Genomic DNA, 19,276 nt, shown 5'->3' on the forward strand with positions numbered 1-19,276 from the left:
ATATGAAAAGTAATAGAAAAAAACTATTATCAGTTTTAGTATGCTTTGGATTATTAATAACCTTAGTTTATCCCAAAATAGATGTAGAAGCTTCTAGTTCTGTCCAAGTCAAAGGTGTAGATATTTCAAGTATTATCGCCTTTGAAAACGCGGGAACAACGTTTAAATATGAAAATGGAACAGCTGGAGATATCTTCGATATATTAAAAGATGCAGGCGTTAATTATGTTCGAATCAGAGTATGGAATAATCCATATAATTCATCTGGAGTTGGATATGGTGGCGGTAATAATGATTTATATAAGGCAACTCTAATTGGAAAAAGAGCCACACAGCATGGCATGAAATGTATGATAGATTTTCAATATTCCGATTTTTGGGCGGACCCATCTAAACAATATGCACCAAAGGAATGGAAAGATTTTACAGTACATGAAAAAGGTATAGCTATCTACAACTATACATATGATTCTCTTAAAACATTAATTGATGCTGGAGTTGATGTTTCTATGGTTCAAATTGGAAATGAAACTCAAGGATCACTATGTGGAATGGGTGGGCTATATGATGGAACATGGGACTTAAGCTCTGGCGTGGCAAATGGATTAAAAAATGGTTGTTGGGCTGTGGATGATATCAACTCTTATTATGGACGAACAGGCAGTAACAAAATATTGAAGGTTGTTCATTTTACTGATCCAAATACGACTGCTTCTTGGTATGCAGAACAATTAAATAATCAAAGTGTAGATTATGATGTTTTTGCAGTTTCTGCTTATCCATTTTGGCATGGCTCACCTTCTGACTTGGAATCGTCATTAAAGAATATAGCAAAAACATATAATAAAAAGGTAATGGTAGCTGAAACAGCATATCCATATACATTTAATAATGCTGATAGCCAAGGTAATAATATTGGTTCTATAAATGATATGTCTTTCTCAGGATATGATATTAGCGTGTCTGGTCAAGAAGAGGCGATTTTGGCAGTAATGAATGCAGTGGATGCTGTTAATAATCAGTCTGGAACAAATGGGTATGGTCTTGGAGGATTCTATTGGGAACCAACATGGATAGGTACAACAGCATCAGATTGTGCAAACTATGGAACAGGATTCGCTTCTGCTGAATCGGGCAACTATGAATTGATGTATAATTCAACAGTTTCAGAATATTCGACATCAAATTGCGGAAGCTCATGGGATAATATGGCATTGTTTGACAGCAACGGGAAAGCACTTTCATCGTTACAGTTATTTAATCATATTGGCCAATAAATAATAGATTAGGGAGTACTTATGCAAGAAGTAGAGCTTAAACAAATAGCAGAGGAACTTAATATTTCATCGACTACAGTATCAAGGGCACTGTCTGGTAATGGTCGTATTTCTGCGAGCACCAAAGAGCGAATTCAGCAATATTTGAAGGATAATGACTATACCATAAAGAATAAGAGTGTTGAGTATACAGATAAGAGGACGAAGAATATTTGCATCACTCTTCCAGGCGAGGATAACTTTGCGGAAATGCCATATTTCCAGGTTACCCTGCTGAGTGTAATCGATTATTACGCTACAAGGGATTACAATGTCATTCCAATAAAAACCAGTGCCGACGATATTAGTGAGTTAAAAAAGATTATCAAACATCATAAAGTTGATGGTGTGATATTGACTAGAACAATAAGGAATGGAATAGATATTGAATATTTAAAGGCTCATAATGTTCCATTTATTGTTATTGGTTCCTGTGAGGATGATAACGTATATCAGGTAGATGTAGATCAGGAAAATGGATGTAAAGAATTGACTTCTCTTCTGCTTAAAATGGGATACAGACGTTTAGCTTTATTTTGTGCAGATATGACACATATTGTTACGCAGAATAGATACAACGGATTTTTCAGGGCTCACATAGAAAATGATATATCAGTGGACACCAGATACATTTTTGATGAAGCTGGATATTCGCATAGGGCAGCTCAGGCGTTAGATGATTGTTTAAAGAATCAGATAGAATGCATTGTTTGTATGGATGACAATATTTGTGTAAATGTTTTAAACAGACTAAAAGTGGAGAATGTTGTTGTACCAAGAGATATTAAGGTGGCTTCTTTTTATGACAGTTCAGTGTTGGAAATGCATTATCCACCTATAACAGCGCTGGAATTTAATACAAGAGATTTGGGCTGGACAGCTGCAAAAAATCTATATGAGTTATTGCACGGAAATGAGATTCCACATCGACAATTGCTGGGATATCAGTTAATACTTAGAGACTCAACTAAAAGAACAGACGAAAGCGAGAGGGGAGAATGAGCTTATTAATCGGAGCGGATGTGTCATCTTTACAGGCGATGGAAGATAACGGTGCCATTTTTTATGATGAGGATGGCAGACAAGATGATGCATTAAACATACTAAAGAGGCATGGTGTTAATAGTATACGATTGAGACTATTCAATGATCCGGAAATGTCCTTTGATAGAGGTGATTATTGCAATGTAAAAAATACGTTGCCAATTGCTAAGCGTATAAAGGAAAAGGGATTGGGATTATATTTGGATTTTCATTACAGTGATTTTTGGGCTGATTGGCAAAAACAAAATATCCCTAAAGCCTGGAAGGGCAAAAATGTAGATGAGCTATGTAATGCAATATATGACTACACATATGACTCATTAAATCAATTCAAGAATAATAATGCATGGCCTGACATGATTCAAATAGGTAATGAAATAGGTCGAGGGCTATTATGGAACTATGGCAGTTTAGACAATCCTGATAACATAACTAAATTTCTTAATGCAGGGATAAATGCAGTGCAGGATGCTAGTGACGAAGAGCACACGACTCCAAAGATAATGATTCACATAGAATGTGGAGCAGAAAAGGAACAGACTGAACAGTATTTCAAAAATCTAGAAAAATATGGAATAAAAGATTTTGATTACGTAGGATTATCCTATTATCCATACTGGGCAGGACCTTACGAGAAATTTATTGAAAATGCTAGAAACGTATATACGATATTTAAAAAGAAAGTTATTATTGCGGAAACAGCATTTCCATATACCGATGTATCAAATGACAATACGCCAAATGTAGTAACAGGGGAGTTAACTATAGAATCCATGGGAATGGAACCGTCCTGCGAAAATCAATATGAGGTTCTGAAAAAAATAATAAAGATAGTACAGGATGAACCTAGCATAGAAGGTGTTTATTATTGGGAACCTGTTTGGTACCAGATAAAAGGCGTCGGTGCAGAAAAAGGAAAAGGAAATGAGTGGGAGAATCAAGCTATATTTGACCATAATGGGCATGCATTAAAAGCAATTAATGTATTTGCAATATAGATGAAAAATCTCACTTCAATTAAAATAAAACACTTTAAAAACTTAATACTTAAGTCTAATATGAGAAGGTAAATATAGTTATTATCGGGAGGTTATATTATGCAAAAATGGTCCAGATTACTATATCAGCCTTCTCTTCCTTTATATGGAGATAGAAGAGTTACAGGCTGTGATGAGCATATTGCATTGTCAAGAAAAGCTGCGGAAGAGGGAATGGTTCTTTTGGAAAATGATGGAATTCTTCCTCTGAAAAAGGAGCAGCCACTTGCTTTGTTCGGCAAGGCCAGTGTCGACTATGTAAAAGGCGGCGGTGGTTCAGGAGACGTATATTGTAAATACGTACATAGTCTTTATGATGGATTGAAGGCTAACGGCGTATCAGTGTACGAGCCACTTATAGATTTCTATAGAGATGATTTGAAAAAGCAGTACGAAAATGGCAGAGTGCCAGGTATGACTGCTGAGCCAAAGGTTTCGGCTGATTTGGTAAAGGGTGCTATCGCATTTACGGATACAGCTGTTATTTTGATTAATCGCTTTTCTGGTGAAGGCTGGGACAGAAGCGATGTAGAATGCAACAATGAGTACAATCCTTGGGAGACTGAAACAAGCATGCCAAAGATTGCGGGAGAGATTTTCCCTGATGGTGATTTTTATCTCACGAAGGAGGAAAAGGAGCTTGTTACCACAGTAAAGAAGAACTTTAAAAAGGTAATTGCAGTACTGAATATTGGCGGAGTAATTGACCTTCGCTGGCTCAAAGAGGATGGAATAAATGCCGCACTTTACATGGGCCAGGGCGGCATGGAAGGTGGCGATGCAGCAGCCAAAGTTCTTCTTGGTCTTGTAAATCCATCAGGCCGTCTTGTGGATACATTTGCTGGTGAGCTTGAGGATTATCCTTCTACAGCAGGCTTCCATGAGTCATTTGATTATGTAAATTACAACGAAGATATTTATGTAGGATATAGATATTTCCTTACAATTCCAGAAGCAGATAAAAAGATTATTTATCCTTTTGGATATGGATTGAGCTACACCAGTTTTGAAAGCAACATTGTTTCAATGTCACTTTGTGATGATACATTCTATTTCACAGTAAAGGTTACAAACACAGGAGACAAGCCTGGCAAAAATGTGGTGCAGCTTTACTATGGTGCGCCACAGGGCAAGCTTTTTAAGCCAGCCAGAGAGCTTGGAGATTTCGCAAAGACAAAGTGCCTAGCACCAGGTGAAAGTCAAATTATTTCTCTATCTGTGAGCAAATATCAGATGTCTTCATTTGACGATTTAGGCAAGGTTAGGGATGCAAGCTATGTGCTTGAAAAAGGTGAGTACAGATTCTGTCTTGGCAATAATTCAATGGATGTGGCTAAGGTAGATTTGGTTTGGAACAACGACGAAGACGAAGTTATTCAGGAGCTTTCTCACAAGCTCGCACCAGTTGAGTTAAAAGAAAGAATGCTTTCAGATGGTACATACGAAGAACTTCCACAGGGACAGCATAAGGATATCAATGAAAGTGTTATTACAAAGATGGAGCCTGGTACAGAGGAAGGACTTACTCCGGTTGTACGAAGCAGAGAAAGCTACTGCCTGATTAATCCATTTAAAAAGGGAGCACATACTCTTTCAGAAGTTGCCGAAGGCAAGATTACATTAGATGAATTTATTGACCAGCTTTCTTTGGAAGATTTAATGAATCTGGTAGGCGGACAGCCTAACACAGGTGTTGCAAATACTTTTGGATTTGGAAATCTTCCAGAATATGGTGTGCCTAGTGCTATGACAGCAGATGGTCCAGCCGGTGTTAGAATTGCACCTGAGACAGGAATCCTCACTACAGCATTTCCATGTTCAACACTTTTGGCATGCACTTGGAACGAGCATCTTCTTGCAAAGGTAGGAAAAGCAGGAGGCGAGGAGCTTAAAGAAAACAACCTGGCTGTATGGCTTACACCTGCAATCAACATTCACCGCAGTCCACTTTGCGGTAGAAATTTTGAGTATTATTCTGAAGACCCAATTGTTGCAGGACGTCTTGCAGCAGCCTTGGTAAATGGTATTCAAAGCAACAATGTTGGTGCATCGGTTAAGCATTTTGCATGCAACAACAAGGAGACAAACAGAAAACACAGCGATTCACGAGTTTCAGAGAGAGCTCTTAGAGAGATTTACCTTAAGGCCTTTGAAATCGTTGTAAAGACTGCAAAGCCATACACAATCATGAGCGCATACAACGCAATCAACGGTGAACGTGCTTCAGAAAGTCACGATTTGCTTACAGGAATCCTTCGTGATGAGTGGGGATTTGAAGGCATGGTTACATCTGACTGGTGGACAAGAGGCGAGCATTACAAAGAGTCAAATGCAGGCAACGACCTTAAAATGGGAAATGGCTACACAGATAGACTTATGGCTGCAGATGAAAAGGGAGCTCTTGACCATGACCAGCTTAAACTTAATGCAAAAAGAATATTAAATACAATTTTGAAGTTCGATTAATTTCAACTTAGAAAAAAGGACACCTAGATAAAAAAAGGTGTCCTTTTTTTTAAATGGAAGATTTGAGTTGAAAAACATTTACGTTAACTTATAGTGACGTAAATTTTTGTGTAGTATCATTCAGTTGCTCGGTTACTTCATTGTTTCGGTCCATAGCGCTAAAAATAGCCTTGATGCCGGAAACGATTTCTGTTGAATTTGCGGCACTCATTGAGATTGCCTGTGAGCTTTCCTGAACAGAATTAGTGATGGTATCAACAGATTCCACCATGGCCATCATGATTTCATTCAGACTGTCTGCTTTTTCGGTGAATTCAGTTAGCATTTCATTCATGACTTCGGCAGTATGACCGTATTTTTCACCAGTATCAACGAACTCGTCGTAATCATTGATTACTGTTCCATTGATGAAATCAAGCACTTCCTTGGCATTAGAAGCCAATGTGTTTACTGCGGCTGTAACCTCAGTTGCAATATTCTGAATGGTTGCAGCAGTCTGAGTAGAGTTTGCTGCCAGCTTGCTAATCTCATCTGCAACTACGGCAAAGCCTTTTCCGGCTTCACCAGCTCTAGCTGCCTCAATAGAGGCATTTAAAGCAAGCAGATTAGTTTGACTTGCGATATCCAAAATATCATTAGTTAAATCACTGATTTGACTGACCTTTTCTGAATCCTTAACGGAGTTTTCAAGAGTAGTTGACAGAACAGCCATTTTTTCTCCAACATCAGCTTTTTTGGTGTTGACTTTAATTTGAAGCTCATCAGCCTCTGCTTTGATTTCGTTCGCAGTACCAGAACCCTCCTCAGCCTGGGCTGTGATTCTTTCAGCTGCTTGCTTTACATCGTCAACTCGTTCATTTATTGATTCAAGAATACCAACCACAGATTCCATATTAGCAGAGAGTTCTTCTAAGGCAGCAGACGAATTCGTTACATTATCATCTGCAAGTCGTAGTTGTGAATTGACTTCCTCGGAGCTTTCAGTAAGTACTGTGGTTCCGTCTTTTACGTCCTTCATGATGCCCTGCAGGGTTTCGATGAAGTGATTAATACCGTTTTTGATGTATAAAAGTTCTGACTTTGTCTTTGTATGAATTCTTGCAGTAAGATCTCCTTCACCTTTTTGAATATTAGTAATAATCTGATTAACTTCGTTGCTTATATTCTTGATTTTAACCACAATACTTCTATAACTAATCAGGAAGTTTAATATGATTAAAAATACAATGATGGCAGCGCCAATTAGGGCGACTATTCTTCCTTGTGCAAGGAGTTTATTCATGCTTTCCTTGGTGGCTGCAGCATTATCCTGGATAGCCTGATCCAAAACTACAGTAGAATGAATCATTGCTACTTTTTGAAGTTCGGCTTTATCAAAAAGCATAGCGTAAGCATTTTCTTGATCTCCAGCGTCGCATTTTTCGATGGCTTTATCAATGTATCCACACATACGCTCATATTGTGCAGCGATTTCCTCCAGTTGAGCAGCTGCATCTTCATTATTGTAGGTAGAGAAATCGTTTGTTAAATCATCAATGTCATCACTTACAGCCTGTTTAGCAATATCAATTTGAGGCAAAATCGTATCCATAGTTTCCTGAGAACCAGAAGCAACATAACCTATACACTGATCGTACAAAGTCATTACGTCAGTTTTTAAATTGGCTTCATGTTCCGTTAATGTCATCATGGAGTCGAACATTTCAATACTATTTGAAGTGGAGGTTTGCATAGCCATCATAATCATCCCTAGAACAAGTATGAAAGCTACAAGCATTGCAATATTCAGAGATAATATTTGTACAACTATAGAATTGAAGCCCGAAATTTTTACATCTGTATTAGTAGTCTTATTTTTCACTATTATCTCCCCCTTTCTATTGTTTTGCATACCATGTTTCCAAAGTATTATTTATATCTGTCATGAAAGTATTGGCATCATCTTCGCCTGTGGCAAATCGGTAGAAGCAATAACATAAACCGCCTTCATTGCTTCCAATGCCAGAAGGTAAATCCATCCAATGCCAACTAGAAGTTTTGTCTTCAGATAAATAAGCAGATAAAACAGGGGCGAATGGATCGTCAGCTACGTACTGGCAATCTGTGAATGGACTTACGAAGCCTGCCTGCTCTACTAAAATTTTCTGACCGGCGTCCTCTGAACACCATTGAAGAAAGGCTTTTGCAGCTTCGGTTTGACCCTCTTTTGGAATCGCCCACCAAGAAGGAGAAGATGTAAGGATTGTATCGATACCATCTTCAAAAGCGTATGGAGCCATGCCTACTTCAAAACTTCCTGCAGCTTTATATGCATCACTAGCAGCAAGGGATGCTCCAATCCAAGAGCCTTGAGTGATAAAGGCGTATTTGCCAGCAGCAAAACCTGCCACTTGAGAATCATAATCACCACTCAAAAGCATGTCAGGATTTGAATATTGATAGATTAAACTTATCATAGCTGCATAGTTTGAAAATCTGGTTGCATCAACAGCATGATTATTATTTATGCCATCTATATAAGTTGTATCATCGCGAGACAAGCCTGAATCGACATACACACCAAATAAATGATTTCCAGAAGACCATCCTAAATTTACAGGTTCAACGCAACAATCAACAACACCATCCAGTCCAAGAGCTTCTTTGTTTGCATCAACAGCTTCAAATGCGGCGCGCATTGAATCAAGATTTGTGATTGATGCAGGATCAACTCCGCATTTATTTAGAATATCAGCATTATAGGCTAGTCCTATGGCTTCTGTTGTATATGGAAAACCTATGGTTCCATAGTTCTCGTCTACATAAGCTCCTGATGTTCTGCTAGCCCATTCCTCATCACTTAAGTCTAAAAGTAAACCTTCCCAGTTTGAAAAACCGGATGCCTCACAGGCGATGATATCAGGCATTTGATTTGATAGATATAATCCTTTAATCATAGCCTGTGCATCAACACCAGGACCAACCTCAAGTACTTCGACATGGACACCTGTTTCTGCTTCGTAGGTTTGAGCCAAAGTTTTTATCTGATCAGTTACTTCTGCTTTAATGTTTAGTAAAGTGATTTCACTTGCACCTTCCTCAGTATCACTAGTGGCGGATGTAGTTTCTGCTTGTTTTGTACATGCTGACAGGAACACAGCCAAAGCTAGAACCATACATCCCAGTATCGAATTTAGCTTCTTCATTATTGCAACCCTCCATAATGAAATTTGTCTATTATGTTTGATTGTATAACGAATGAATTAAAAATCTGTGAATAAAAGCGGATTTTGGTACAAAAAAAGCAGGTCTTACTGACCTGCTTTAATACTAGTTTTTCAAACTGTCATATTCTATCGATACGAGGCTGTCGCCGTCGAATACGAAGACGAGAGTCATTGTGTCGGTTGTGTATTTCATGGAGCCGGTAGCTTCTTCGGTTGGATCGCCGTAGGCTGCGATGATGTCGTCACGAGAGCTTGAAAGGTCGATGCCTTCGGCTGTTGCTACGTTGTCTGTACGAAGGAGTACGTAGAGGATTAAGTCTGTGTCTCCGTCAGGGTATGTCTGGATTTCGAAGTCGTTGTATGTGTAGAGCTTTCCGATGCCTTCGGCAGCGCAGCTTGGTGATTCAAAGTATGAGTTTGGCTCGCCAAGTGCTTCGATGATTGGTGCTGCATCAGCGTCTACTGGGATTGTAGTGCCGTTGTATGAAAATACGTAGCCGCTGTTTGTTGATGCTGCTGTAGTGGATGTAGTAGTGTCGCTTGAGTCAATGACTTTTGTGTCGTTTGAGCCGCCACATGCAACAAGTGAAAGTGCAGTAGTTGCGATTAACGCAAATGCGATAATTTTGTTTTTCATTTTGTTAGGTCTCCTTTATGTAAATTCATTGTTTGCTATTGGATAGTTGGATACTTGCTAGGGTCATAATTGTGTGTGTTATGATGTGCGTTTGAGTATTCCCATAGGTCGGCGTCGTGCCAGTAGAATATCTTTGTGCCGTCTAGCTGGAGGTTTGGATCGTAGTGATACCAGCCTTCGCCTATGTCAATTAATAACCAGTAGTGTCCTCGTGTATCACGAATCTTTTCAATTTCCATGTTTTTTATGCCAAGTCTGTTGAGCATGACTTCTGCAGTTTTTTGCTTGACGGTACAATCCCCTATGCGGTTGTGCATGCCTTTGTAGGCCGCTGAGTAGAGGTCATCAATTCCTGCTGTTTCAGAATATTGGATGTTGTCTACTACCCAGTCGAAAACTGCCTTGGCTTGATCATATTGTGACATATCGTCGGTGATGATTTCAGCAAGAATGGCATCGGCCATTGCATTAACATTTTCTTCTGTGGCTTCGGCAATTTTTGCTGAGACTATTTTTACAGTTGTAGTTTCTGTGGTTGTGTTACCTGCAGAATCTGTGGCTGTGTATGTCAAATTGTAAGTGCCACGTTTGTCTACATTGACTTCTGAGCTGTCAACTTCAAGGGTAGGATTTGGGTCCAAATCATCTGTCACTTCTACGTTCTTTTTATAAGAAACTGTATCGCCCTGGGTGATTTCAATTGGTTCTACGCCTGTAATAACAGGTGGTGTGGAATCCTTTCTAACAGTACAAGGGATAGTTGCAGTGGTTTGATTGCCAGATGCATCTGTGACAACTATTGTGGCATCGAAAGAACCTTCAGCAGTGAAGTCATATGATTCGGCAAAATCAATGGTGCAGTTGCTTACATCATTTACAGATTCAACTAAATCAGCGGCTGTTGGAACATCTGCTGTGGTGTACATATCAATAGAGTCTGCTGAAAGAGTAACAGTAGGCGCTGTGGTATCCTGCACATGCAAGGTGGAGGTAAAGGAGCGTTCCCTTCCTCTTGAATTCGTACATATGATAGTAAGCTCATAATCACCTGGTACATTTGGATCAAAAACAGAATCATCTGAAAACCTTGCGGAAGTGGTTGAATCCTTTAGAAATTCTGTTACATCGCAATCTGAGGTACCGGCTTCAACAAAAACTTCGGAATATACAAGGTCCGAGTGGTTTGTAACGTATATTCCAAGAATGATAGCGGTAGTAACAAATAGAATTGCAGGTGTTAGAATAAAAATAATAAATATCTTCTTTTTCATAATCATTCTACCTATAAATATATATTTAATTAAAAAAATTATAGTTCATTTTCCTTTAAAAACAAAGCATTCGTAAAAGAAAATGCTGGTTATAAATAAAATTGATAACCAGCTATTAAATCTAGGTATAATGAACCGTATTGAAGTGAAGTTTGTGGTGTGTTAAAGTCTCATTCATAAACAAATACGAAAGAAAACCCCAATATAAATAATGGGCTTGAAGGAGGAGACAAATATGAAAAACAACTTATTAAAGAAGATTACTAGCGTGTCATTAGCAGGTGTTGTATTGGCTGGGGCACTTGTAGGTTGCGGAAGCTCAGATGCAGCTGCAGACACATCATCAGAGGAGACAACAGAGAGCGCAGAAGCTACTGAGGCAACAGACGAGCTTGAGCCAATCACAGTTGCAGCATCAGCTACACCACATGCAGAGATTCTTGAAGCTGCAAAGCCATTACTTGCTGAGCAGGGATATGATTTACAGGTTACAGTATTCGAAGATTATGTACAGCCAAACGAGGTTGTAGAGTCAGGGGATTTTGATGCAAACTACTTCCAGCATGTACCTTATCTTGATAGCTTCAACGAGGAGCACGGAACACATCTTGTAGATGCTGGTGATATTCACTATGAGCCATTCGGAATTTACCCTGGCACAAAGTCATCACTTGATGATGTAGAAGATGGTGATGTTATTGCAATTCCAAACGACACAACAAACGAAGCTAGAGCACTTTTACTTCTTCAGGACAATGGTCTTCTTACATTAAAGGATGGCGTTGGTCTTGAGGCAACAGTTAACGATATCACAGAGAACCCATACAACCTTGAATTCCAGGAGCTTGAGGCTGCTCAGGTAGCACGTGTAGTTGGTGAGGTTGCTTATGTAGTTCTTAATGGTAACTATGCACTTGAGGCAGGCTACTCAGTTGCTAAGGATTCAATCGCATATGAGGCTTCAGATTCAGTTGCAGCAGAGACATATGTAAACATCATCGCTGTATACGAAGGACATGAAAATGATGAAAAGATTCAGGCCCTTGTATCAGTGCTTAAGTCTGATGAAATCAAGAAATTCATCGAGGATACATATGATGGAGCAGTAGTATTCTACGAAAAATAAGTCATATACTTGACCAATATAAAGACAAAGGTTAATCTAAACAAGTGTAGTGTTACTACACTTGTTTTTACTTTTGATGACTAATAATAAAGGAAAAAATATGAACGAAATTGTTGTAAAAAACTTATCGAAAACCTTCAATCAGTCAGAGACAAAGGTCGATGCGTTAAAAGACATTAATCTTACAATTGAAACAGGCGATATTTATGGAATCATCGGTATGTCAGGTGCTGGTAAAAGTACCCTTGTAAGATGCTTTAACTTTTTAGAGAGACCGACAAGCGGAGAGGTTTGGATTGGAGACAAGAATCTTGGTGCGCTTTCAGAGGCTGAGCTTAGAGCTGAGCGTAGCCAGATTGCTATGATTTTCCAAAGCTTCAATCTTCTTATGCAGAAAAATGTTTTGGATAACATCTGTTTCCCACTTCGTCTGCAGAAAGTTTCAAAAGCAGATGCCAGAAAAAGAGCAAAGGAATTACTTGAAGTAGTAGGCCTTACCGACAAGGCAAAAGCATATCCAGCCCAGCTTTCAGGCGGTCAGCGTCAGCGTGTGGCTATCGCTAGAGCTCTTGCAAACAACCCTAGAATTCTTCTCTGTGATGAGGCAACATCAGCTCTGGACCCACAGACTACAGCATCTATTTTAGAGTTGTTAAGAGATATCAATAAAAAGTATGGCATTACAATCGTTGTAATCACTCACCAGATGTCAGTTGTATCCGAAATCTGTAACAAGGTTGCAATTATTGAAAAGGGCCAGGTTGTTGAAAACGGTTTAGTTGAGGATGTATTTAATCATCCAAAGTCTAGTGCGGCTAGAGAGCTTATCCTTCGTGGTGATAGCGAAAAGTCTGGTGGCACAGTAGAGACACTCAATGGCGAACGAAAGATCAGAATCGTATTTACGGAGAACTCTTCTTTCGAGCCTGTTATTGCAAACATGGTATTGAAATTCCAGACGGCAGTGAACATTCTTCGTGCAGATACAAAGAATGTTGGCGGTTTTGCAAAGGGCGAAATGATTCTTGGACTTCCAGAGGATGAACAGCTTCAGGAGGATATCATTATTTATCTTAAGGAAAGAGGCCTTGAAATTGAGGAGGTGACTGGAGATGTTTGATTCACAGGTTATTAATATGATTTTAGAGGGTATTCGCGATACTCTTTACATGACAATTGTTTCTACTTTAATTGCATATGTTTTAGGATTACCACTTGGAATTCTTCTCAAGGTCACAAGCAAGGATGGACTTAAACCTAACGGAGTAGTTTATAGAATTTTGGATGTTATATGCAACGTAGTTCGTTCAATACCATTCCTTATTCTTCTTATTTTATTAATTCCATTTACAAGATTTGTTGTTGGAAAGAGCTACGGCTCAACAGCTACAATTGTTCCTCTTGTAGTTTGCGCTGCACCTTATATTGCACGTATGGTAGAGTCTTCTCTTAATGAAGTGGACCCAGGTGTTATTGAGGCTGCAAAGTCAATGGGCGCTAGCAACTGGGATATTGTGTTCAAGGTAATGCTTGTTGAAGCTCGTACATCACTTATCGTAGGCGCTACTATCACAACTGGAAATATCCTTGGATATTCTGCAATGTCTGGTACAGTCGGTGGTGGCGGACTTGGCGATATTGCCGTTCGTTACGGATATTACAGATGGCAGACAGATATTATGATTGTCACTGTTATTCTTTTGATTATCTTATTCCAGATTATTCAAAATGTTGGAATGAAAGTTGCTAGTAATTTAGATAAGAGAAAGTAGTTAGATTTTCAATAATTATGAATAAACAGAAGGAGCACTCCAAAAGATTGGAGTGCTCTTTTTTACATATTCTCTTTATAATTTGTACCCCATGCTTCCATTGATTTGATTATTGGACGCATAGATTCACCGAGCTCTGAAAGAGCATATTCCACATGAGGAGGTACCTCTGGATAAACAGTTCTAGTAATTATTCCATCTTCTTCCATAGAACGAAGAGAATCAGTAAGAACTTTTTGGCTGATTCCTTCTAGACTATTCTTCAATTCATTGAATCTCCAAGGTCGAACCAGGAGATTTCTCATTATAAGTAATTTCCATTTGCTACCGATTAAGCTAACAGTTGTAGCTACTGGGCATTCAGGTAATTCTTCTTTTGTTTTCATTGTAAACTCCTTTCGTATAAGCGAGATTCATAAGTATCAATTTGAATGTAACATCATTTATGAATTCAATATAACACCTTTTTTTTATTAAGTCGATAAGTTACAAAAAGGTAACTGAGTAATAAAAAAGTGCGTACTTTTTCTTTTTATATAGCGCTGATATATTGAAGACAACGAAAGCAATAGGGCTTTCAAAAATAATTATTTCAAAGGAGGAATTTACAATGGCACTTTCAAATCTTTACGGATGGGTAAATGGAAACGCTCAGACAGCTGCAGCTTGTGGCACAGCATGTGGAGCTGGTGATGGAACAGACAAGAAGGCAGCATGCGGTACAGCGTGTGGCGCTGGCGATGGCGAAGGTAAGTAATTAAGAATCTATAGAAGTAACAGGAGGCAGGTATGAAATCTTATTTTTCTTTTCAATGGCATATTACAGATGAATGTGATCAAAGATGTAAACATTGCTATATATATTCAAGTGGTAAACATACCTGCCTGGATTCTATGAATTGGAAACAGATGGAGGATACCTTTTATAATTGCTTGGATTTTTGTGAAGTATATGGGCGTACTCCATATTTTTATATAACTGGTGGTGATCCTATTCTTCATCCTGATTTTTGGAGATTATTGGAGTTGCTGCATGAACATGATATTAAATTTACTATTTTGGGAAATCCATTTCATTTAAATGATCAGGTGTGTAGAGAATTGAAATGGTATGGCTGCGAAAAATATCAGCTCTCATTGGATGGTCTAAGAGAAACTCATGATTGGTTTAGAAAACCAGGTTCTTTTGATTGTACTCTTGAAAAAATAGGTTGTCTTAATAAGGCAGGAATTCGAAGTGTGATTATGACCACAGTATCAAAAACTAATCGAATGGAAGTACCTGGGATTATAGATGAAGTAGTAAAGGCTGGAGCTAATGTGTTTGCCTTTGCTAGATATGTACCAAGCGGTGGTGATTTGGATGCAACCATGACAGCGGCAGAATATAGAGATTTACTAGCAACTTGTGACAAGAAGTTTAAGGAATATAAGACTGAAGGATGTGAAACTTATTTCAATAAAAAGGACCATCTTTGGACATTGTATGAATATGAGATTGGTGAGTTTCATATTCCAGAGGATGCTGCTCCAGGTATGATTTATGGTGGATGCAATTGTGGAAACTGTCATATGACAATACTTCCAACTGGGGATATCTATGCGTGCAGGCGTGTGGCTGACAGTAAAGTTGGTAACGTATTTACGGATAGAATAGCTGACTTATGGGAGACTGGATTTGAGGATTATCGTGAATACGATAAATTTGAAAAATGTAATAGATGTAAGCTGAAGCCTTGGTGCAGAGGCTGTCCTGCAGTTTCAAAGGGGACAAATGGCAGCTTTTATGCTGACGACCCACAGTGCTGGGCTGATGAGAATAGCGAATTATTTAGGTGAGAGAAAATATGAAAGCTTTGGTATTAGATGAAAAAATAGATGAATATGAATTAAGTGATGTGGCTATTCCTAAAGTAAAGCCAGGCTGGGTGCTAGTGAAGGTAAAAGCTTTTGGGATGAATCATTCTGAACAAATTCTGAGGAAAGAAGAGATAAAGTATGACTATATAAAAAAGCCTATTATACCTGGCATTGAGTGTGTAGGTGAGATAGCAGATGGCTCAGATTCTTCCCTTAAAGTAGGCCAAAAAGTAGTTGCTTTGATGGGCGGCATGGGACGTTCATTTAATGGAAGTTACGCCGAATATGCCCTGCTTCCAGCACATCATGTGTTTCCAATTGAAAGCGATTTGAATTGGGAGCAGCTTGCGGCAATTCCAGAAACTTACTTCACTGCATGGGGCTCTTTATTCGAATGTCTACATCTAAAGCCTGAAGACACGCTTCTAATTAGAGGAGCAAGTTGCGCTTTAGGATATGCATCTTTACAAATCGCAAAAGCGTTGGGCTGTAAAGTGATTGCAACAACACACAGAGAAAAATATATTTCGCAGATTTCTGCGGCAGATGAGGTGATTTTGGATGACGGGAAGCTTACAGGAAGAATACAAGGAGTTACCAAGGCACTAGACTTGGTAGGTCCAAAGTATCTTTTGGATACTCTCACAGCTGTAGAAAAAGGGGCAATTGTTTGCCAAACTGGCATATTAGGTGGAGTTTATGCTTTGAATGGATTTGATCCAATAAAGGATGTGCCAAACGGTGTGTATTTGACCGGCTTTTTCTCTAACTATCCAACACAGGAGATTGTGGATGATATGTTTGTATTTTTTAATAAGCATAATCTGGAGCCTATCTATGGCCCAGTATTTAGATTCAATGATATCAATGATGCAATAGCTATGCAGGATTCTGGTAAATCTGTGGGGAAAATTGTAGTTATAGTGGAATGAAATTATGATTTCATTATATGATGGTTACTTTATCATGGTCAGCTTTTTCTTACTAGGTTTATATAATTGTGTACTTGATAAGTTTTTTATACCAACTATAATAGGCATATCTATTAGAAAAGATAAAAGTAAAAGGAGCAAAGTAATGACAATAGAGGAAAGAGCTGATATAGCTGCTAATTTAAAGGCAACAGGACAGTGCAATTGCACACAGTCTGTACTTAAGGTATTTGAAGATAAAATGGATATTTCTCCAGAGGAGCTTACAAAGCTTGCTGCTGGTTTTGCAGCAGGTATGGGCTGTATGGAGAGCACATGTGGTGCTCTTATTGGAGCTGTCATGGTAGCGGGCATGGCTACTGATGGAAAAGGAACACCTAGATACTCTAAGGAGATTGTAAGCAAATTTAACGAAAAATGTGGCGCTACAATCTGCAAGGATTTAAAGGGAATTACAACAGGTCAGGTACTTTGCGATTGTCCTGATTGTGTTAGAAACGCAGTGCTTTCTCTGGGAGAGACTGTGGAGATATAAAAAATAATATAAAACATGTGTTTGCCTCTAGCTTATAATGGTGTAATATAAAGCTAGAGGTTTTTTATATGAGTGATAGATTAATATTTCATATTGATGTTAATAGTGCTTTTGTTTCTTGGTCTGCGGTGGAGATGCTAAAAAATGGCGGGCCTGATTTGCGTGAAGTTCCATCCATAGTTGGTGGCGATCCAGATTCTAGAAGAAGCATTGTAGCGGCAAAATCAATTCCTGCAAAGAAATATGGGATTGTTACTGGGGAGCCTGTTTCCAGTGCTCTTAGAAAATGTCCTAATCTTGTAATTGCAGGCTCTAATTTTGATTGGTATGTAAAATGTTCCAGAGCTTTCAAAGCAATATGCCAGGAATATACCCCTACGATGCAATCTTTTTCAATCGATGAAGTATTTTTGGATATGTCTGGCATGAATCTTATTTATCCAGATCCAATTGCAACAGCTTATGAAATAAAGGATCGAGTCTATAAAGAACTTGGATTCACTGTTAATGTGGGTGTGGCTTCTAATAAATTATGTGCAAAAATGGCTAGCGATTTTGAAAAGCCAAATAAGGTGCACACTCTATTTTCAAATGAAATAGAAAGCAAAATGTGGCCTTTACCAGTGGAGGATTTATTCACATGTGGCAAATCAACATCAGCAAGGCTTAGGAGCCTAGGAATATTTACAATTGGTGAATTGGCGAAATATCCAGTGGAGCAATTGACAATGCTTCTTGGAGAACGTGGGGCCATACATTTTCATAATTATGCAAATGGTATAGACGATTCTCCAGTGCTTCAGGAGGCAGAGGATGCAAAGGGATATTCTGCAGAAACAACGGTTGAAGAAGATTTAGTAGATATAGAAGCCATCAACCGTCTGCTTTTGGCTCAGACGGATGTAGTCGCAGCACGTATGAGAGCCGATGAGGGAAAATGTAGATGCATAGGTGTCACATTTAGGAATCTAGATTTTGTAAACAAATCCCATCAAAAAAAGCTTCCGGAAGCTACAGATGTAACAGATATTATTTTTGAAACTGCTAAGCAGCTAATAAGAGAAAGCTGGCATGGAGAGCCGCTCAGGTTGCTGGGACTGTCTCTATCAGATATAGAAAGAGATGGATTTGAGCAGATGTCGTTATTTCAGGATGAGAATAAAGAGAAGAGAAAGGCATTGGATTCCACTCTGGATTCTATAAGAGGAAAATTTGGAAATAGTGCAGTGCAGCGCGCCAGCACCATTGATACTAGTAAAAATATCAACAGACGGCATAAGGCCGAACAGGAAAATGAGTAAAGATGTCTTAAAATCTGTTGAAATATTTTTCGAAGGATATTACAATAGATTTGAAGAAGGAGGTGTCTATTATGCCAACAATTACGCCAATATCAGAATTAAGAAATTATGGTCAGGTGTTAGATAAGGTGGAAGAAGGAAAGCCTGTATATCTTACTAAAAATGGCCATGGTGAATATAGTATTCATAAGATTGAAGATGAAGATATTTTCGAAAAAGCAAATGCTATGGTTAGACTTCTTAGTGAATTACATGCTGGATTTACTTCAGGAGATGAACAAGGTTGGGTAAGTGATGAAGAAGTTGCTAAGCGTATTTCATCAAAGAGAGAGAGGAAAATACAGCAGTTACATGAAGAGTTATAGAATTAGATATTCGCCTATAGCACTTAATGATTTGGAACAAGTTTGGGATGAAGTATGGGAAGCGTCAAGAGATTTTGAAGTTGCTGATAATTATACTGAAGGAATCAGAAGTGTCATAAATAGTATTGCTAATCATCCAAAGGCGGGTGAGTGCTTATATTATGAAAATGTTTTCACTGGAATTTATTATGTTAACTATAAGAAATATAGTGCATTTTATAGGATAAGAGATGGATATATTGAAGTAGGTCGAATACTGTTTAATAGGAGCGATTATATTAAGAAGATAATACATTTTGGATAACCAATGATATGAATAATAAAAAGGGCTTTATTTTGTGAAGTCCTTTTTTGTTACTCAATGTATATTGGTTACTTCATGGTAACCCAGTTATAAAAAAGTGCGTA

The 19,276-nt window shown here is 38.5% G+C and carries 19 protein-coding genes; 14 read left to right on the forward strand and 5 right to left on the reverse strand.

What is annotated here, in order from left to right; all coding sequences use genetic code 11:
* Positions 1–2: 2 nt before the first annotated feature.
* From E7274_RS06865 to E7274_RS06880, 4 genes are all read left to right on the forward strand, one after another.
* Positions 3–1,277, forward strand: coding sequence for a glycoside hydrolase family 53 protein (locus E7274_RS06865; protein ID WP_304174766.1), 1,275 nt, complete (start codon positions 3–5; stop codon positions 1,275–1,277).
* Positions 1,278–1,298: 21 nt separating this feature from the next.
* A complete protein-coding gene (locus tag E7274_RS06870; protein ID WP_304174768.1) occupies positions 1,299–2,318 on the forward strand; it encodes a LacI family DNA-binding transcriptional regulator in 1,020 nt (339 codons plus the stop codon).
* Positions 2,315–3,358: a glycoside hydrolase family 53 protein gene (locus E7274_RS06875; RefSeq protein WP_304174770.1), complete on the forward strand. Its 1,044-nt coding sequence runs from the start codon at positions 2,315–2,317 to the stop codon at positions 3,356–3,358. The genes E7274_RS06870 and E7274_RS06875 overlap by 4 nt, the downstream gene beginning before the upstream one ends.
* A 99-nt stretch (positions 3,359–3,457) precedes the next feature.
* Complete coding sequence (locus E7274_RS06880) at positions 3,458–5,863, forward strand: glycoside hydrolase family 3 protein (protein WP_304174772.1); 2,406 nt, start codon at positions 3,458–3,460, stop codon at positions 5,861–5,863.
* A gap of 88 nt (positions 5,864–5,951) precedes the next feature.
* On the opposite strand, the gene E7274_RS06885 is transcribed toward E7274_RS06880, so the two are convergent.
* From E7274_RS06885 to E7274_RS06900, 4 genes are all read right to left on the reverse strand, one after another.
* Entirely contained in the window at positions 5,952–7,724 is a 1,773-nt protein-coding gene (locus E7274_RS06885; RefSeq protein ID WP_304174774.1) for a methyl-accepting chemotaxis protein, read from the reverse strand.
* A 16-nt stretch (positions 7,725–7,740) separates the two neighbouring features.
* A complete protein-coding gene (locus tag E7274_RS06890; RefSeq protein WP_304174775.1) occupies positions 7,741–9,048 on the reverse strand; it encodes an ABC transporter substrate-binding protein in 1,308 nt (435 codons plus the stop codon).
* Positions 9,049–9,172: 124 nt separating this feature from the next.
* On the reverse strand, positions 9,173–9,706 hold the full coding sequence (locus tag E7274_RS06895; RefSeq protein ID WP_304174777.1) for a hypothetical protein: 534 nt from the start codon (positions 9,704–9,706) through the stop codon (positions 9,173–9,175).
* Between the two features lie 35 nt (positions 9,707–9,741).
* Positions 9,742–10,977, reverse strand: a complete 1,236-nt coding sequence (locus E7274_RS06900; RefSeq protein WP_304174779.1) for an immunoglobulin-like domain-containing protein — start codon at positions 10,975–10,977, stop codon at positions 9,742–9,744.
* Between the two features lie 235 nt (positions 10,978–11,212).
* On the opposite strand from E7274_RS06900, the gene E7274_RS06905 reads away from it, so the two are divergent.
* The 3 genes from E7274_RS06905 (at position 11,213) to E7274_RS06915 (ending at position 13,875) form a co-directional block, all read left to right on the forward strand.
* Positions 11,213–12,103 (forward strand): MetQ/NlpA family ABC transporter substrate-binding protein, encoded by an 891-nt coding sequence (locus E7274_RS06905; RefSeq protein ID WP_304174781.1) that lies wholly within the window; start codon positions 11,213–11,215, stop codon positions 12,101–12,103.
* Between the two features lie 100 nt (positions 12,104–12,203).
* Positions 12,204–13,223, forward strand: a complete 1,020-nt coding sequence (locus E7274_RS06910) for a methionine ABC transporter ATP-binding protein (RefSeq protein WP_304174782.1) — start codon at positions 12,204–12,206, stop codon at positions 13,221–13,223.
* Positions 13,216–13,875 carry a methionine ABC transporter permease gene (locus tag E7274_RS06915; protein ID WP_074790022.1) on the forward strand — a complete coding sequence of 220 codons (660 nt, stop codon included), beginning with the start codon at positions 13,216–13,218 and terminating at the stop codon, positions 13,873–13,875. Before E7274_RS06910 ends, E7274_RS06915 begins: the two co-directional genes overlap by 8 nt.
* Positions 13,876–13,937: 62 nt before the next feature.
* Here E7274_RS06915 and E7274_RS06920 read toward each other — a convergent pair whose 3' ends face one another.
* A complete protein-coding gene (locus E7274_RS06920) occupies positions 13,938–14,261 on the reverse strand; it encodes a winged helix-turn-helix transcriptional regulator (RefSeq protein ID WP_304174784.1) in 324 nt (107 codons plus the stop codon).
* Between the two features lie 224 nt (positions 14,262–14,485).
* On the opposite strand from E7274_RS06920, the gene acgA reads away from it, so the two are divergent.
* From acgA to E7274_RS06955, 7 genes are all read left to right on the forward strand, one after another.
* On the forward strand, positions 14,486–14,632 hold the full coding sequence (gene acgA, locus E7274_RS06925; protein ID WP_304174786.1) for an ACGX-repeat peptide: 147 nt from the start codon (positions 14,486–14,488) through the stop codon (positions 14,630–14,632).
* Positions 14,633–14,664: 32 nt separating this feature from the next.
* Complete coding sequence (acgM, locus tag E7274_RS06930; protein ID WP_304174788.1) at positions 14,665–15,714, forward strand: radical SAM/SPASM domain protein, ACGX system; 1,050 nt, start codon at positions 14,665–14,667, stop codon at positions 15,712–15,714.
* 8 nt (positions 15,715–15,722) lie between these two features.
* Positions 15,723–16,667 carry an alcohol dehydrogenase catalytic domain-containing protein gene (locus E7274_RS06935; protein WP_304174790.1) on the forward strand — a complete coding sequence of 315 codons (945 nt, stop codon included), beginning with the start codon at positions 15,723–15,725 and terminating at the stop codon, positions 16,665–16,667.
* Between the two features lie 145 nt (positions 16,668–16,812).
* The gene (locus tag E7274_RS06940; RefSeq protein ID WP_097076662.1) at positions 16,813–17,202 is read left to right on the forward strand and encodes a C-GCAxxG-C-C family protein; all 390 of its coding nucleotides are present in this window, start codon (positions 16,813–16,815) and stop codon (positions 17,200–17,202) included.
* A gap of 68 nt (positions 17,203–17,270) precedes the next feature.
* Positions 17,271–18,503, forward strand: coding sequence for a DNA polymerase Y family protein (locus E7274_RS06945; RefSeq protein ID WP_304174791.1), 1,233 nt, complete (start codon positions 17,271–17,273; stop codon positions 18,501–18,503).
* A 71-nt stretch (positions 18,504–18,574) separates the two neighbouring features.
* On the forward strand, positions 18,575–18,868 hold the full coding sequence (locus E7274_RS06950; protein ID WP_304174793.1) for a prevent-host-death protein: 294 nt from the start codon (positions 18,575–18,577) through the stop codon (positions 18,866–18,868).
* Complete coding sequence (locus tag E7274_RS06955) at positions 18,855–19,172, forward strand: type II toxin-antitoxin system RelE/ParE family toxin (protein ID WP_304174795.1); 318 nt, start codon at positions 18,855–18,857, stop codon at positions 19,170–19,172. Before E7274_RS06950 ends, E7274_RS06955 begins: the two co-directional genes overlap by 14 nt.
* The last annotated feature ends 104 nt before the right edge of the window (positions 19,173–19,276 follow it).

The sequence above is a fragment of the Pseudobutyrivibrio ruminis genome (assembly GCF_015057245.1).
Taxonomy (GTDB): Bacteria; Bacillota; Clostridia; order Lachnospirales; family Lachnospiraceae; genus Pseudobutyrivibrio; species Pseudobutyrivibrio ruminis_E.